At 68.9% G+C, this 15,377-nt stretch carries 12 protein-coding genes and 1 tRNA gene; 10 read left to right on the top strand and 3 right to left on the bottom strand.

Annotated features, from left to right (window positions below; all coding sequences use genetic code 11):
• Position 1: 1 nt before the first annotated feature.
• The 7 genes from OO62_RS34315 (at position 2) to OO62_RS34285 (ending at position 9,088) form a co-directional block, all read left to right on the top strand.
• Positions 2-2,287: an FdhF/YdeP family oxidoreductase gene (locus OO62_RS34315; protein ID WP_033271623.1), complete on the top strand. Its 2,286-nt coding sequence runs from the start codon at positions 2-4 to the stop codon at positions 2,285-2,287.
• Positions 2,288-2,416: 129 nt separating this feature from the next.
• A complete protein-coding gene (locus tag OO62_RS34310) occupies positions 2,417-2,890 on the top strand; it encodes a PaaI family thioesterase (protein ID WP_033271622.1) in 474 nt (157 codons plus the stop codon).
• Between the two features lie 510 nt (positions 2,891-3,400).
• On the top strand, positions 3,401-4,621 hold the full coding sequence (locus OO62_RS34305) for a branched-chain amino acid ABC transporter substrate-binding protein (RefSeq protein ID WP_033271621.1): 1,221 nt from the start codon (positions 3,401-3,403) through the stop codon (positions 4,619-4,621).
• A gap of 126 nt (positions 4,622-4,747) precedes the next feature.
• The gene (locus OO62_RS34300; RefSeq protein ID WP_033271620.1) at positions 4,748-5,677 is read left to right on the top strand and encodes a branched-chain amino acid ABC transporter permease; all 930 of its coding nucleotides are present in this window, start codon (positions 4,748-4,750) and stop codon (positions 5,675-5,677) included.
• 5 nt (positions 5,678-5,682) lie between these two features.
• Positions 5,683-7,473, top strand: coding sequence for a branched-chain amino acid ABC transporter permease (locus OO62_RS34295; protein WP_033271619.1), 1,791 nt, complete (start codon positions 5,683-5,685; stop codon positions 7,471-7,473).
• A gap of 5 nt (positions 7,474-7,478) precedes the next feature.
• Entirely contained in the window at positions 7,479-8,375 is an 897-nt protein-coding gene (locus tag OO62_RS34290) for an ABC transporter ATP-binding protein (protein ID WP_051733852.1), read from the top strand.
• Complete coding sequence (locus tag OO62_RS34285) at positions 8,372-9,088, top strand: ABC transporter ATP-binding protein (protein WP_033271618.1); 717 nt, start codon at positions 8,372-8,374, stop codon at positions 9,086-9,088. The genes OO62_RS34290 and OO62_RS34285 overlap by 4 nt, the downstream gene beginning before the upstream one ends.
• An 81-nt stretch (positions 9,089-9,169) precedes the next feature.
• Here OO62_RS34285 and OO62_RS34280 read toward each other — a convergent pair whose 3' ends face one another.
• Positions 9,170-9,823, bottom strand: a complete 654-nt coding sequence (locus tag OO62_RS34280; RefSeq protein ID WP_033271617.1) for an ANTAR domain-containing response regulator — start codon at positions 9,821-9,823, stop codon at positions 9,170-9,172.
• Positions 9,824-9,913: 90 nt separating this feature from the next.
• Here OO62_RS34280 and OO62_RS34275 point away from each other — a divergent pair.
• Together OO62_RS34275 and OO62_RS34270 are read left to right on the top strand one after the other, a co-directional pair.
• Positions 9,914-9,996: transfer RNA gene (locus OO62_RS34275), tRNA-Leu, on the top strand.
• 85 nt (positions 9,997-10,081) lie between these two features.
• Positions 10,082-10,870 (top strand): helix-turn-helix domain-containing protein, encoded by a 789-nt coding sequence (locus OO62_RS34270; protein WP_033271616.1) that lies wholly within the window; start codon positions 10,082-10,084, stop codon positions 10,868-10,870.
• 50 nt (positions 10,871-10,920) lie between these two features.
• On the opposite strand, the gene pyk is transcribed toward OO62_RS34270, so the two are convergent.
• Complete coding sequence (gene pyk, locus OO62_RS34265) at positions 10,921-12,354, bottom strand: pyruvate kinase (RefSeq protein ID WP_033271615.1); 1,434 nt, start codon at positions 12,352-12,354, stop codon at positions 10,921-10,923.
• Between the two features lie 145 nt (positions 12,355-12,499).
• The gene (locus OO62_RS34260; RefSeq protein WP_051733851.1) at positions 12,500-13,252 is read right to left on the bottom strand and encodes an SIMPL domain-containing protein; all 753 of its coding nucleotides are present in this window, start codon (positions 13,250-13,252) and stop codon (positions 12,500-12,502) included.
• Between the two features lie 175 nt (positions 13,253-13,427).
• Between OO62_RS34260 and OO62_RS34255 the strand changes: the two genes are divergently transcribed.
• Entirely contained in the window at positions 13,428-15,233 is a 1,806-nt protein-coding gene (locus tag OO62_RS34255; RefSeq protein ID WP_033271614.1) for a bifunctional metallophosphatase/5'-nucleotidase, read from the top strand.
• Positions 15,234-15,377: the final 144 nt, after the last annotated feature.

Below are 15,377 nucleotides of genomic sequence, written 5' to 3'. Positions count from 1 at the left end.
CATGGCAGGCAAGCCGCCCGCGTCGGACCCCATCCAGGACGCGCCCCAGGTCAGCGAACCCCAGCACTCCGCCGTCGGGCTGCCGGCCATCACCCATGCCCTGCGCATCTCGCAGCAGCAGATGGGGGTGCGGCGTACCGCCCTGACCCTGCTGCGCGTCAACCAGCGGGACGGCTTCGACTGCCCCGGCTGCGCCTGGCCCGAGCCCGACAAGCCGCACGCCGCCGAGTTCTGCGAGAACGGCGCCAAGGCCGTCGCCGAAGAGGCGACCCTGCGGCGCGTCACCCCGGACTTCTTCGCCGCGCACTCCGTCGCCGACCTCGCCACCCGCAGCGGCTACTGGCTCGGCCAGCAGGGCCGGCTGACCCACCCCATGTATCTGGCCGAGGGCGCCGACCACTACGTGCCGGTCCCCTGGGAGCGGGCGTTCGACATCATCGGCGAGGAGCTGACCGCCCTCGACTCCCCCGACGAGGCCGTCTTCTACACCTCCGGGCGCACCAGCAACGAGGCCGCGTTCCTCTACCAGTTGTTCGCCCGCGAGTTCGGCACCAACAATCTGCCGGACTGCTCCAACATGTGCCACGAGTCGTCGGGTTCCGCCCTGACGGAGACCCTCGGCGTCGGCAAGGGCAGCGTCCTGCTGGAGGACCTCTACAAGGCCGACCTGATCATCGTCGCCGGGCAGAACCCGGGTACCAACCATCCCCGGATGCTCACCGCGCTGGAGAAGGCGAAGGCCGGCGGGACGAAGATCATCTCGATCAATCCGCTGCCCGAGGCCGGCCTGGAACGCTTCAAGAACCCGCAGACGCCGCGCGGTCTGGCCGGCGGCGGCACCGCCCTGACCGACCTCTTCCTCCAGGTGCGACTCGGCGGTGACCAGGCCCTGTTCCGGGCGCTGAACCGCATGGTCCTCGCCACCGAGGGCGCCGTCGACGAGGAGTTCGTCCGGGCGCACACCCACGGCTTCGAGGAGTTCGCGCGGGTGGCGCGGGCCGACGACGACTGGGACGAGACGCTCGCCGCCACCGGCCTGACCCGCGCGGAGATCGACCGTGCGCTGGAGATGGTGCTCGCCTCCCGGCGCACGATCGTGTGCTGGGCGATGGGCCTGACGCAGCACAAGCACTCCGTCCCCACCATTCAGGAAGTCGTCAACTTCCTGCTGCTGCGCGGCAACATCGGCCGCCCCGGCGCCGGCGTGTGCCCGGTGCGCGGGCACAGCAACGTCCAGGGCGACCGCACCATGGGCATCTTCGAGCGGCCGGCGCCCGCCTTCCTCGACGCGCTGGAGAAGGAGTTCGGCTTCGCGCCGCCCCGGGAGCACGGCCTCGACGTGGTCCGTGCCATCCGCGCGCTGCGCGACGGGCAGGCCAAGGTGTTCTTCGCGATGGGCGGCAACTTCGTGTCCGCCACCCCCGACACGGACGTCACCGAGGCCGCGATGCGGCGCGCCCGGCTGTCCGTCCACGTCTCCACCAAGCTCAACCGCTCGCACGCGATCACCGGTGCCCGCGCGCTGATCCTGCCGACGCTGGGCCGTACGGAGCGCGATGTGCGGGGCGGCGGCGAGCAGTTCGTGACCGTCGAGGACTCCATGGGCATGGTGCACGCCTCGCGCGGCCGTCTGGCGCCGGCGAGCGGCCAGCTGCTGTCGGAGACGGCCATCGTCGCGCGGCTGGCCCGCCGGGTGCTCGGCGCGCGGAGCCGCACCCCCTGGGAGGAGTTCGAGGAGGACTACGCGACGATCCGCGACCGGATCGCCCGGGTGATCCCCGGCTTCGAGGACTTCAACACGAGGGTGGCCCGCCCCGGTGGGTTCGCGCTGCCGCACGCGCCCCGGGACAGCCGCAGTTTCCCCACCGCCACCGGGAAGGCCAACTTCACCGCCGCGCCCGTGGAGTACCCCGCCGTCCCCGAGGGGCGGTTGCTGCTGCAGACGCTGCGCTCCCACGACCAGTACAACACCACCGTGTACGGCCTGGACGACCGCTACCGCGGCATCAAGAACGGCCGCCGGGTGGTCCTCGTGCACCCCGACGACGCCCGCGAACGGGGCTTCGCCGACGGGGCGTACACGGACCTGGTCAGTGAATGGACCGACGGCAGCGAGCGGCGCGCGGCCGGCTTCCGGGTGGTGCACTACCCGACGGCGCGCGGCTGCGCGGCCGCCTACTACCCCGAGACGAACGTCCTGATCCCGCTCGACCACACCGCCGACACCAGCAACACCCCGGCGTCCAAGTCCGTGGTGGTGCGCCTGGAGAGCCCCGGGCAGGACTGACCGCCACCGGGCCGGCGGACGGGACGCGCCCCCCGCGCCGAGCGCCCGCTCAGTGGCCTGATAGGAACGGGCACGATCGACGACGATCACGGGCGCGACGACCGCGCGCGAGCGAACGGAGCCGTAGGCATGGGTGAGCACAGCACCACGAAGTTTCCGCAGGAGATCCTCGACCAGTGGGCCGGTCCCGGCCTGGACCTGCCCGCGCTCTTCTCCGCCGGGCACCTCGGCGAGCGGATGAGCGTCCAGGTCACCGAGGCCGCGCCCGAGCGGGTCGTCGGCACCATGCCCGTCGAGGGCAACACCCAGCCCTACGGCCTGCTGCACGGCGGTGCGTCCGCCGTCCTGGCCGAGACCCTCGGTTCGGTCGGCGCCATGCTGCACGGCGGCCCCACCAAGGTCGCCGTGGGCGTCGACCTCAACTGCACCCACCACCGCGGCATCCGGTCGGGGCTGGTCACCGGTGTCGCCACGCCCGTGCACCGGGGCCGCTCCACCGCCACGTACGAGATCGTCATCACCGACGAGCAGGACAAGCGGGTCTGCACCGCCCGTCTGACCTGCATGCTGCGCGACGTCGACGCGGACGTCTACCGCGCCTGACCACCGGCGTGGCGGCCCGCGCCGCCCGCTGTCACGGCCCCGCCCCCGGCGAAGGGGGGCGGGGCCGCAGTCGTCTCCGGGGCGGCGACACCGCACGCACCTCCGTAACGCTGCGTAACATGTGCGCAATCCCGCACCAATCCCGCGCCGCGGGCGCCGCGTCGCGGGGGCGCCGCCGTGCGGGGCGCATCCGATAAGCGGACGCGCCCGCGGGGGCGTTCGAGCCGACCGCCCGTGGAAGTGCGAGTTCACCCTCCGCCCCGTGTTCGCTCGCAGGTGTAAGGACCATAACGGCAAAACACTCATCGCCGGTCATAACAAGAGCGTCACATCATGGTCGGCGACTCTGCCGACGCGGCGAACACCGCTCTAGAGTCACCGCCAGTCACCGCGCCGCCGGGCGCGCTGTGAGCACGGACCCTGTACCGCCCCGTACAGCCCGGCGCGCGAATCGGCCAGGCGACAGCCGTGGCCGCGCCAGGGAAAGGACTGATCGTGCGTCACCGTTCCTTGCTCATCCTCACCACCGCAGTCACCGCCGGTGCCCTCACGCTCTCCGCGTGCGGCTCGCGCGGCGATGACAACAAGAGCGGCGAAGGCAAGACCACCGTCGTCATCGGCCTCGACGCCCCCACCACCGGCGAGCTCTCCGCGCTCGGCCTGGGCATCCGCAACTCCGCCCAGCTCGCCGTCGACAACGCCAACAAATCCGGCGAGGTCAAGGGCGTCACCTTCAAACTCGAAGCGCTCGACGACAAGGCCCTGCCGAACGTCGGCCAGCAGAACGCCACCAAACTCGCCGGCGACAAGGACGTACTCGGCATCGTCGGCCCGCTGAATTCCGGCGTCGCGCAGTCCATGCAGCAGGTCTCCAAGCAGAACAACGTCACGCTGATATCCCCGGCGAACACCACTCCCGACCTCACCCAGGGCCCGGACTGGAAGAAGAACAACCGGGTCCGGCAATTCCCCACCTACTTCCGCACCGCCACCACCGACGAGGTGCAGGGCGCTTTCGACGGCCAGTACGCGTGGGAAAAGATGAAGGTCAAGAAGGCGTACGTCATCGACGACCAGAAGACCTACGGCGTCGGACTCGCGTCCTCCTTCAAGGACCAGTTCAGCAAGCTCGGCGGGAAGATCGTCGGCACCGAGCACGTCAGCCCCGACGACCGCGACTTCAAGGCCGTCGTCTCCAAGGTGAAGTCCGCCAAGCCCGACCTGGTCTTCTACGGCGGCGAATACCCCGCCTCCGGGCCGCTCAGCCAGCAGCTCAAGGACGGCGGCGTCACCGTGCCCCTCATGGGCGGCGACGGCATGTACAGCGGCGACTACATCAAGCTCAACAAGAAGGCACAGGGCGACTACGCCTCCTCCGTCGGCAAGCCCGTCGAGGAACTCCCGTCCGCCAAGAAATTCATCGCCGATTACAAGGCGGCCGGATTCAAGGAGGCGTACGAGGCATACGGCGGCTCCACCTACGACGCCACCTGGGCCGTCATCCAGGCCGTCAAGCAGGTCGTCGGCGACAACGGCGGAAAGCTCCCCGACGACGCCCGCAAGAAGGTCGTCGACGCCATGAACAAGGTCACCTTCGACGGCGTCACCGGCAAGGTCGCCTTCGACAAGTTCGGCGACACCACCAACACCATGATCACCGCATATCAGGTCGACAAGGGCGCCTGGGCCTCCCGCTTCAGCGCCGAATTCAAGAAGTTCGACAAGAGCTGACCGACCGGCCGCACAGCAGCACCGACGACCCGGGCCGCGCCAGGACGCCACGAACGACCCTGGCGCGGCCCGTGGCACACCGGGACACCCGGAACCCCTTCACTCCCACGCAACGGAGGCCCTGCGGTGAGCGAACTGCCGCAACAGCTGGCCAACGGACTCATCCTCGGCGCGATGTACGGACTCATCGCGATCGGCTACACGATGGTCTACGGAATCGTCCAGCTCATCAACTTCGCCCACGGCGAGATCTTCATGGTCGGCGGCTTCGGAGCGCTCAGCGTCTACCTCGCCCTCCCCACCGGAACCTCGCTCGCCCTCGCCCTGCCGGTCATGCTCCTCGGCGGCATCGCGGTATCCGTCCTCGTCGGCATCGCAGCGGAACGTTTCGCCTACCGCCCGCTGCGCGGCGCCCCCCGCCTCGCCCCCCTCATCACCGCCATCGGCCTGTCCATCGCCCTCCAGCAAGCCATCTGGAAGTGGTACCCCGACGGCAAACAGGCCCGCGTCTTCCCCCAGTTCAAAGGCCACGCCTTCGACATCCTGGGCGCCACCGTCCAGCGCGGCGACATCTTCGTCCTCATCGCCGCCCCCGCCTGCATGATCGCCCTCGGCTTCTTCGTCGCCAAGACCCGCAGCGGCCGCGCCATGCAGGCCACCGCCCAGGACCCCGACACCGCCAAGCTCATGGGCATCAACACCGACCGCATCATCGTCCTCGCCTTCGCCATCGGTGCCGCCTTCGCCGGCGTCGCCGCCGTCGCCTACGGACTGCGCACCGGCGAGGTCCAGTTCCGCATGGGCTTCATCATGGGCCTCAAAGCCTTCACCGCAGCCGTCCTCGGCGGCATCGGCAACATCTACGGCGCCATGCTCGGCGGCGTCGTCCTCGGCATCGCCGAAGCCCTCGCCACCGCCTACATCGAAGAAATCCCCGGCATGCAGCAATTCGGCGGCGGAGCCTGGAAGGACGTCTGGGCCTTCGTCCTCCTCATCCTCGTACTCCTCCTGCGGCCACAAGGGCTGCTGGGCGAACGCGTCGCGGATCGGGCGTGATACCGATGACCACCACAACCACCACCCCCCGCGGCCGGCTCCCCCTCCCCGAACGCGCCGCCCGCCTCACCACCGCCGCCGGCGCCCTCGCCACCGCCGCCTCCACCGGCCTCGCCTGGACCTGGAGCAGCGACTTCCCCGGCGACCTCACCTACTACGGGTCCCCCGCCGGCCTGCAGATCGTCACCCTCGCCGGCGGCCTCCTCACCCTCCTCTTCGCCCTCGCCGCCCTCGGCCTGCGCGGCCTGCAATGGCTCCTCCCCGCCGGCCGCAACGCCCCCACCCTCCTCGCCGCCCTGGGCACCTTCGCCGCCACCTGGTTCACCCTCGGCGCCATCGCCGTCCAGCTCGGCGGGCTGGTCAACCTCGAACCGGGCGGCGCCGTCGCCGGCGTCGCGGCCCTCGTCACCCTGCTCGGCGCCCTCTCCCTGCCCCCCGACCAACCCGACGCCACCGCCCCGGCCAACCCCTGGCAGCGCTTCACCGCGGCCCTCGCCGCCACCCCCGTACGGCGGCGCACCCGCGAACTGCCCTCCTGGGCCGAGATCCTGGTCATCGCCGCGGCCTTCGCCGCCGGCCTCCTCGTCTTCACCTACGGCATCGACACCGACGACGGCGCGCCCTTCGTCGGCTACCTGCTCCTCGTCGTCCTCGCCGTCCCTGCGCTCAACCGGGCCGGCCTCATCAACCGGCTCACCCAGCTCACCCACACCCACCGCGGCGTCGCCCTCGGCGCGGCGTTCATCGCCGCCGCCTGCTTCCCGTTCACCCAGGACACCGACCAGTACACGATCATCGGTGCCAACATCCTGATCTTCGCGACCGTCGCCCTGGGCCTCAACGTCGTCGTCGGCCTCGCCGGCCTCCTCGACCTCGGATACGTCGCCTTCCTCGGCGTCGGCGCCTACGCCGCCGCCCTCGTCTCCGGCTCCCCCGAATCCGCCCTCGGGCTGCACTTCCCCTTCTGGGCAGCCCTCCTCACCGGAGCCGCCGCCTCCCTCGTCTTCGGCGTCCTCATCGGCGCCCCCACCCTCCGGCTACGCGGCGACTACCTCGCCATCGTCACCCTCGGCTTCGGTGAGATCTTCCGCATCGCCATGCTCAACCTCAACGGCACCACCGGCCCCGACATCACCAACGGCGCCATGGGCATCCCCAACATCCCCAACCTGGAAATCTTCGGCTTCAACTTCGGCGAACCCCACGACATCCTCGGCATCCCCGTCGCCACCTACGGCAACTACTACCTGCTGATGATCCTCGTGACCGCCTTCGTCGTCCTCGTCTTCCGGCGCGCCGCGGCCTCCCGCATCGGCCGCGCCTGGATCGCCATCCGCGAGGACGAAACCGCCGCCATCGCCATGGGCATCAACAGCTTCCGGCTGCGCCTGCTCGCCTTCGCCCTCGGCGCCGCCCTCGCCGGACTCGCCGGCACCGTCCACGCCCACGTCGTCACCACCGCAACCCCCGAGCAGTTCCAGTTCGCCGGGCCGCAGCCCCCCAACTCCGCCTTCCTCCTCGCCGCCGTCATCCTCGGCGGCATGGGCACCCTCAGCGGCCCCCTGGTCGGCGCCGCCCTGCTGTTCCTCATCCCCGCCAAGCTCGACTTCCTCCAGGACTACCAGCTCCTCCTCTTCGGCATCGCCCTCGTCCTCCTCATGCGGTTCCGGCCCGAGGGCCTCATCCCCGACCGCCGCAAACAACTGGAATTCCACGAAACCGGCCAACTCGACGTGCCCGACCAACGCCTCCCGGACACCGACGCCACCCTCGGCGCCACCAAGGCAAAGGCGTGACGACCATGACCACACCACCCACCCTCGCACCCACCACTGACAACGCCGCCACCGGCGACGGCACCGTCCTCAAGGCCGACGGCGTCACCATGCGCTTCGGCGGACTCACCGCCGTACGGGGCGTCGACCTCACCGTCAACACCGGCGAAATCGTCGGCCTCATCGGCCCCAACGGAGCCGGAAAAACCACCTTCTTCAACTGCCTCACCGGGCTCTACGTCCCCACCGAAGGCACCGTCAGCTACCGAGGCACCCGCCTCTCCCGCAAACCCCACCTCGTCACCCAAGCCGGCATCGCCCGCACCTTCCAGAACATCCGCCTCTTCGCCAACATGACCGTCCTCGAAAACGTCCTCGTCGGACGGCACACCCGCACCAAGGAAGGGCTCTGGTCCGCCCTCCTCCGCGGCCCCGGATTCAAAAAAGCCGAACGCGGCAGCGAAGAACGCGCCATGGAACTCCTGGAGTTCACCGGCCTCGCCCACAAACGCGACCACCTCGCCCGCAACCTCCCCTACGGCGAACAGCGCAAGCTCGAAATCGCCCGCGCCCTCGCCAGCGAGCCCGGTCTGCTCCTCCTGGACGAACCCACCGCCGGCATGAACCCCCAGGAAACCCGCGCCACCCAGGACCTCGTCCTCGCCATCCGCGCCCAGGGCACCGCCGTCCTCGTCATCGAGCACGACATGCGCTTCATCTTCAACCTCTGCGACCGCGTCGCCGTCCTCGTCCAGGGCCAGAAACTCGTCGAAGGCACCGCCGACGTCGTCCAGGCCGACGAACGCGTCATCGCCGCCTACCTGGGCACCCCCGTCGACGACACACCGACGGACGCCGACCCGGAAACACCCCCGGCCGGGGCAGCCACCGCCGAGTCCGCAGAGAGCGGAGACACCCCATGACCGCACTGCTCGAAGTCGAGGACCTCCGCGTCGCCTACGGCAAGATCGAAGCCGTCAAAGGCATCTCGTTCTCCGTCGAAGCGGGCCAGGCCGTCACCCTCATCGGCACCAACGGCGCCGGCAAAACCACCACCCTGCGCACCCTCTCCGGCCTCCTCAAGCCCCTCGCCGGAAAGATCACCTTCGCCGGGGAACCCCTCAACGGCGTCCCCGCCCACAAGATCGTCGAACGCGGCCTGGCCCACTCCCCCGAAGGACGCCGCCTCTTCCCCCGCCTCACCATCGCCGAGAACCTCAAGCTCGGCGCCTTCCTCCGCAAGGACACCGCCGGCATCGACGCCGACATCCAACGCGTCTACGACCTCTTCCCCATCCTCGGCCAGCGCAGCAAACAAGCCTCCGGCACCCTCTCCGGCGGCGAACAGCAGATGCTCGCCATGGGCCGCGCCTTGATGTGCCGCCCCAAACTCCTCATGCTCGACGAGCCCTCCATGGGCCTCTCGCCGATCATGATGCAGAAGATCATGGAGACCATCCGCGAACTCCGCTCCCAGGGCACCACCATCCTCCTCGTGGAACAGAACGCCCAGGCCGCGCTCTCCCTCGCCGACCGGGCCCACGTCATGGAGATCGGCCGCATCGCCCTCTCCGGCACCGGCCAAGACCTCCTCCACGACGAATCCGTCCGCAAGGCGTACCTCGGCGAGGACTGACCCCGCACGGCCCGCACCGCACGAAGCGGCCCCGTACCGATCACCTCGGTACGGGGCCGCTCCCACACGCCACGCAGCGCGCTAGTCCTTCTTCTGCTGCTTCTTCTCCTCGGCGTCCTCGATGACCGCCTCGGCCACCTGCTGCATCGACAGCCGGCGGTCCATCGACGTCTTCTGGATCCACCGGAACGCGGCCGGCTCCGTCAGCCCGTACTGCGTCTGCAGAATGCTCTTCGCGCGGTCGACCAGCTTCCGCGTCTCCAGCCGCTGGGTGAGGTCCGCGACCTCCTTCTCCAGCGTCTTCAGCTCGGTGAACCGGCTCACTGCCATCTCGATCGCCGGCACGACGTCGCTCTTCGAGAACGGCTTCACCAGATACGCCATCGCGCCCGCGTCCCGGGCCCGTTCCACCAGCTCGCGCTGCGAGAACGCGGTCAGCATCAGCACCGGGGCGATGCTCTCCTCGGCGATCTTCTCGGCCGCCGAGATGCCGTCCAGCACCGGCATCTTGACGTCCAGGATCACCAGGTCGGGGCGGTGCTCCCGGGCCAGCTCCACGGCGGTCTGCCCGTCCCCGGCCTCACCGACGACGGTGTAGCCCTCTTCCTCCAGCATCTCTTTGAGGTCGAGACGGATGAGGGCCTCGTCCTCGGCGATCACGACGCGCGTGGTCAGCGGCGGGACATGCGACTGATCGTCATCGGCGACGGGCTGCTCGGGCTCGGCGGCGCTCACGGGTCTCCTCGTTCCAGGCAGGTGGTGCCCTTGCAGCCTACCTAGAGGCGGCTGTGGTGACGTACACGGTATGGTGTCTCTGGCCAACCGGCCGGGTTGGTGGAATGGCATACACGGATGTCTCAAACACATCTGCCCGAGAGGGCTTGCGGGTTCGAGTCCCGCACCCGGCACCTCTGAAAAAGCGGAATTTCGCGTTCTCGTGAATTATCCGCGACTTTTACTCTGCGCCTACATTCCGTCACGCAGAGTGATGTCATGAACTTCCACGGCACAGACGTACGACACGAGGCGCTCGCCCGGCTCCGCGCGGGGGCAAGGAACGCAGACGTGGCCCGCGCATTGGGCGTCCCCCTCGGCACGGTCAGCTACTGGCGGCACATGGACCGCGCCAGGCGCGGAGAGTGTCCGGGCGCCCACAAGCCGGCATGCCCGCGGTGCGACGGGCGCGAACTCGACGCAGCGGCGTACTCCTATCTGCTCGCCCTCTACCTCGGTGACGGCCACATCATCCAGTACTCGGCGCACCGGGTACCGAGTCTGATGATCGCGTGCGGTGACGACTGGCCGGGCCTCATGGATGCCTGTGAAGCCGCGATGCGCGCGGTCTTCCCCGACAACTCCGTATGCCGGGTGCGCAGAACCGGCTGCCACAACGTGAAGGTCTATTCGAAGCACTTATGGTGCCTGTTCCCGCAGCACGGGCCCGGCAAGAAGCACGAGCGGCCGATCGTCCTCGAAGGCTGGCAGCAGCAGATCGTGGACGCGCATCCCTGGGAATTCCTCCGCGGGCTCATCCACTCCGACGGCTGCCGGATCACCAACTGGACGACCAGGACGGTCGGCGGCGAACGCAAACGGTACGAGTACCCGCGGTACTTCTTCACCAACAAGTCCGATGACATCCGACGCCTCTTCTCGGACACCCTCACCAAGGTCGGCGTCGAGTGGACCGTACTGGCGAGGGGAAGCGACCCGTTCAACATCTCGGTCGCGCGCAGAGCCTCCGTCGCCCTCATGGACCAACACATCGGGCCGAAGTACTGACAGGGACGGCAGTCAGGACCTCGGCCCAGCGGGATCTGGTGCGGGTGGGGCTACGGGGTGTCGGACTCGCCGATGTGGTGGACGCGGACAAGGTTGGTGGAGCCGGCGACTCCGGGCGGGGAGCCGGCGGTGATGATGACGACGTCGCCCTTCTGGCAGCGGCCGATCTTCAGCAGGTGCTCGTCGACCTGGGCGACCATCTCGTCGGTGGAGTTGACGGTGGGGCCGAGGAAGGTCTCCACGCCCCAGCTGACGTTGAGCTGGGAGCGGGTGGCGGTGTCGGGGGTGAAGGCCAGCAGCGGGATGGGTGAGCGGTAACGGGAGAGCCGGCGGACGGTGTCGCCGGACTGCGTGAAGGCGACGAGGAACTTGGCGCCGAGGAAGTCGCCCATTTCGGCGGCGGCGCGGGCGACGGCGCCGCCCTGGGTGCGGGGCTTGCTGGTCTCGGTGAGCGGCGGGAGGCCCTTGGCGAGGATGTCTTCCTCTGCCGCTTCGACGATGCGGCTCATGGTCTTGACGGTCTCGGTGGGGTATTTGCCGACGCTGGTCTCGCCGGAGAGCATCACGGCGTCGGTGCCGTCGATGACGGCGTTGGCGACGTCGGAGGCTTCGGCGCGGGTGGGGCGGGAGTTGTCGATCATCGAGTCGAGCATCTGGGTGGCGACGATGACCGGTTTGGCGTTGCGCTTGGCGAGTTTGACGGCGCGCTTCTGGACGATCGGGACGGTTTCCAGGGGCATTTCGACGCCGAGGTCGCCGCGGGCGACCATGATGCCGTCGAAGGCGGCGACGATGTCGTCGATGTTGTCGACGGCCTGGGGCTTTTCGACCTTGGCGATGACGGGGAGGAAGCGGTCCTCTTCGCGCATGATGCGGTGGACGTCCTCGATGTCGCGGCCGCTGCGGACGAAGGACAGGGCGATGATGTCGGCGCCGTAGCGCAGGGCCCAGCGGAGGTCGTCCTCGTCCTTGCCGGAGAGGGCGGGGACGGAGACGGCGACGCCGGGGAGGTTGAGGCCCTTGTGGTCGGAGACCATGCCGCCTTCGATGACCTTGGTGCGGACACGGGGTCCGTCGACGCCGGTGACCTCCAGGGTCACCTTGCCGTCGTCGACGAGGATGCGTTCGCCGGTGGTGACGTCGGCGGCGAGGCCCGGGTAGGTGGTGCCGCAGAGGTGGCGGTCGCCTTCGACGGACGGTTCGACGGTGATGGTGAACTCGTCGTCGCGTTCGAGAAGTACCGGGCCTTCGCGGAATCGGCCGAGGCGGATCTTCGGACCTTGAAGGTCGGCGAGGATGCCGACGCTGCGGCGGGTTTCTTCGGATGCTTTGCGGACCCGGTCGAAGCGCGCTTCGTGATCGGCGTAGGTGCCGTGGCTGAGGTTGAAGCGGGCGATGTCCATTCCGGCTTCGACGAGGGCTTTGATCTGCTCGTACGAGTCGGTGGCGGGTCCCAGTGTGCAGACGATCTTTGCTCGGCGCATGTTTCGACTCTATGACTTACCGGGCGGTAGGGGACTGTGAAGAAGTGACTGCTCAACGAGCGCTTGATGAAAGGCTGTTGACAAGTAATGGAATGCGCGGGGGCCCGCTCCGATGAGCGGAATTACATCTTCGCGGGGTGCGGTCTCACAGTGCGGGACGGGTCATCGTAAAGCGCGCGTTGACATTGGCGTAGACGGTCTGGCGCTGGGGTTCGAGGTCGAGGGCGGGAGCGGATTCCTGGACGGCGGCGCCGCCGTAGCCGGCGAAGGAGCGCATGGCGGGGCCGGCGGCGGGGGTGGTGTTCTCGGCGCCGAGGTCGGCGATTTCGAGGACGGCGTCGAGGCGGGCGCCGAGGGCTTCGGCGTATTCGCGGGCGCGCTGGACGGCTTCGTGGACGGCTTGGGTGCGGGCGGCCCGGTGGGCGGGTGAGTCGGCGCGCAGGGCCCACCAGGGGCCGTCGATGCGGGTGAGGTCGAGGTCGGCGAGGCGGGTGGTGAGTTCGCCGAGGGTGGTGAAGTCGTTGAGGGTGGCGGTGTGGCTGACGCGTCCGTGGTAGGCGCGGATGCGTTCGTGGCGGCCTTTGTCGGTGAGTTCGGGGGTGAGGCTGAAGGCGCCGGTTTCGAGTTTTTCGAGGGCGTCGCCGTAGCTCTTGAGGAGGGTGAGGGCTTGGTCGTTGCGGTGGGTGAGGTCGGTGAGGGCGGCGGTGCGGTCGGTGCCGCGGGCGCTGACGGTGACGGTGATGCGGGCGATTTCGGGGTCGACTTCGAGGCGGGCTTCGCCGCGTACGGCGAGGCGGGGCGCGTCGGGGGTGCCGTAGGGCAGCGGGGCGGGTGCGGTGGTGGGGGTGGTGTCGATGGGGGTGTCTTCGATGGGTGCGTCGTGGGTGGGGTCGGTCATGGGTGGCTCCTCGGGGTGTGGGTGGGCGAAGGGTTGCATATCGGGGGGCGGTGGGGTGGGAGTTCGGGTCGGTGGGGCGGTAGGGGTGTTGCGTACGGGCGGGCCGGGCCAGAATCTACGCGCGTCGCCGCGGGTGTGCGGTGAGGCTTTTCCGTGTCGGTTCAAGGGAGTTGGCATGTCGCTCGACCGTAGGAAGTTCCTGGAGGGTTCTGTGGTGACGGGGGCGGGGATGGCGCTCGCGGGGGCCGGCGGGGTGCCGGCGGCCGCGGCGGTGGAGGGGCCCGGGGGCGGTCACGGGGCGGAGCGGTACGCGTTCACGGTGATGGGGACGACGGATCTGCACGGCAACGTCTTCAACTGGGACTACGCGACGGATGCCGAGTTCGACGACCGGGATCGCAATGATGTGGGGCTGGCGAAGATTTCGACGCTGGTGTCGCGGGTGCGGCGGGAGAAGGGCCGGCACAACACGCTGCTGATCGACGCGGGCGACACCATTCAGGGTACGCAACTGGCCTATTACTACGCGAAGGTCGATCCGATCACGGATCCGGGCGGGCCGGTGCATCCGATGGCGCGGGCGATGAATGCGATCGGCTATGACGCGGCGGCGCTGGGGAATCACGAGTTCAATTACGGGATTCCGGTGCTGCGGAAGTTCGAGGAGAGCTGTGATTTTCCGCTGCTGGGCGCGAATGCGGTGGATGCCAGGTCGTTGCGGCCGGCGTTCCGGCCGTATGTGCTGAAGCGGTTGCGTTCACCGCGGGGGCGGGTGGTGACCGTGGCGGTGCTGGGGTTGACGAACCCGGGGATCGCGATCTGGGACAAGGCGCATGTGCAGGGGAAGCTGGCGTTCCCGGGGCTGGTGGAGCAGGCGGCGAAGTGGGTGCCGAGGCTGCGGTCGATGGGTGCGGACGTGGTGGTCGTGGCGGCGCATTCGGGGGCCAGCGGTACGTCGTCGTACGGGGATCAGTTGCCGTATGTGGAGAATGCGGCGGCGCTGGTGGCGGAGCGGGTGCCGGGGATCGATGCGATTTTGGTGGGGCATGCGCATGTGGAGATTCCCGAGCGGCGGGTGGTGAATGCGGAGACCGGTCGGGAGGTGGTGCTGTCGGAGCCGTTGAAGTGGGGGCAGCGGCTGACGCTTTTCGATGTGGTGGTGGAGTGGCGGGGTGGCCGTTGGGAGGTGGGGTCGGTCGGTTCGCGGGTGTTGAATTCGAATGCGGTGGCGGAGGATGCGCGGATCACGGGTTTGCTGCGGGCGGAGCACCGGAAGGTCGTGGCGTATGTGAACCGGGTGATCGGCCGGTCGAAGGCGGAGATGACGGCGGCGGAGGCGCCGGTGCGGGACACGGCGATTCTGGACTTCATCGCGTTCGTGCAGGCTGAGGTGGTGCGCAAGGCGTTGGCGGGGTCGGCGTACGCGTCGTTGCCGGTGTTGTCGCAGGCGTCGTGTTTTTCGCGTACGGCGCGGGTGCCGGAGGGGGATGTGACGATCCGGTCGATGGCTGCGCTGTATCCGTTCGACAACACGTTGGAGGCGCGGGTTCTGACCGGGGCGCAATTGCGGGATTATCTGGAGTTTTCTGCGCGGTATTACGTGCGGACGGCGGCCGGGGGTCCGGTGGATCCATCGGGGATCACGAATGCGGAGGGGACGCCGGATTACAACTATGACGTGGTGTGCGGGGTCTCGTACGAGATCGATATTGCGAAGCCGGCGGGGCAGCGGATCGGGAAGTTGTTGTTCGAGGGGAAGCCGGTGGCGGATGGGGCGCGTTTCGTGCTGGCGGTGAACAATTATCGGGCGAGTGGTGGGGGGAATTTTCCGCATGTGGCGGCGGCGGAGCAGGTGTGGTCCACGTCGGACGAGATCCGGAATTTGATCATCGGTTGGGTTCAGGAGGCGAAGGTGATCGACGGGTCGGTGTTCGCTTCGGTGGACTGGCGGTTGACGCGGGACGGGGTGCCGGTGTTCTGAGCCGGGGTGTGTGGGGGCGCGGCGGTGCCGGGGGCGCCGCCGCGTCGGTGTGTCAGTGGCGTGGGACGAGGGTGGAGTGGGGGTGGGGCTGTCTCTTATACACATCTCCGAGCCCACGAGACTCCTGAGCATCTCGTATGCCGT

The organism is Streptomyces lydicus (assembly GCF_000717345.1).
In the GTDB taxonomy this organism is placed as follows: Bacteria; Actinomycetota; Actinomycetes; order Streptomycetales; family Streptomycetaceae; genus Streptomyces; species Streptomyces lydicus.
Note: the sequence above shows the minus strand (reverse complement) of the source record. Positions and strands in the feature narration are given on the sequence as shown.

Bases quoted from the DNA above. Each gene is read 5' to 3' on its own strand.
- OO62_RS34315 (WP_033271623.1), top strand. From the start codon at position 2: ATGGCAGGCAAGCCGCCCGCGTCGGACCCCATCCAGGACGCGCCCCAG.
- OO62_RS34310 (WP_033271622.1), top strand. From the start codon at position 2,417: ATGGGTGAGCACAGCACCACGAAGTTTCCGCAGGAGATCCTCGACCAG.
- OO62_RS34295 (WP_033271619.1), top strand. From the start codon at position 5,683: ATGACCACCACAACCACCACCCCCCGCGGCCGGCTCCCCCTCCCCGAA.
- OO62_RS34290 (WP_051733852.1), top strand. From the start codon at position 7,479: ATGACCACACCACCCACCCTCGCACCCACCACTGACAACGCCGCCACC.
- OO62_RS34285 (WP_033271618.1), top strand. From the start codon at position 8,372: ATGACCGCACTGCTCGAAGTCGAGGACCTCCGCGTCGCCTACGGCAAG.
- OO62_RS34270 (WP_033271616.1), top strand. From the start codon at position 10,082: ATGAACTTCCACGGCACAGACGTACGACACGAGGCGCTCGCCCGGCTC.
- pyk (WP_033271615.1), bottom strand. From the start codon at position 12,354: ATGCGCCGAGCAAAGATCGTCTGCACACTGGGACCCGCCACCGACTCG.
- OO62_RS34260 (WP_051733851.1), bottom strand. From the start codon at position 13,252: ATGACCGACCCCACCCACGACGCACCCATCGAAGACACCCCCATCGAC.
- OO62_RS34255 (WP_033271614.1), top strand. From the start codon at position 13,428: ATGTCGCTCGACCGTAGGAAGTTCCTGGAGGGTTCTGTGGTGACGGGG.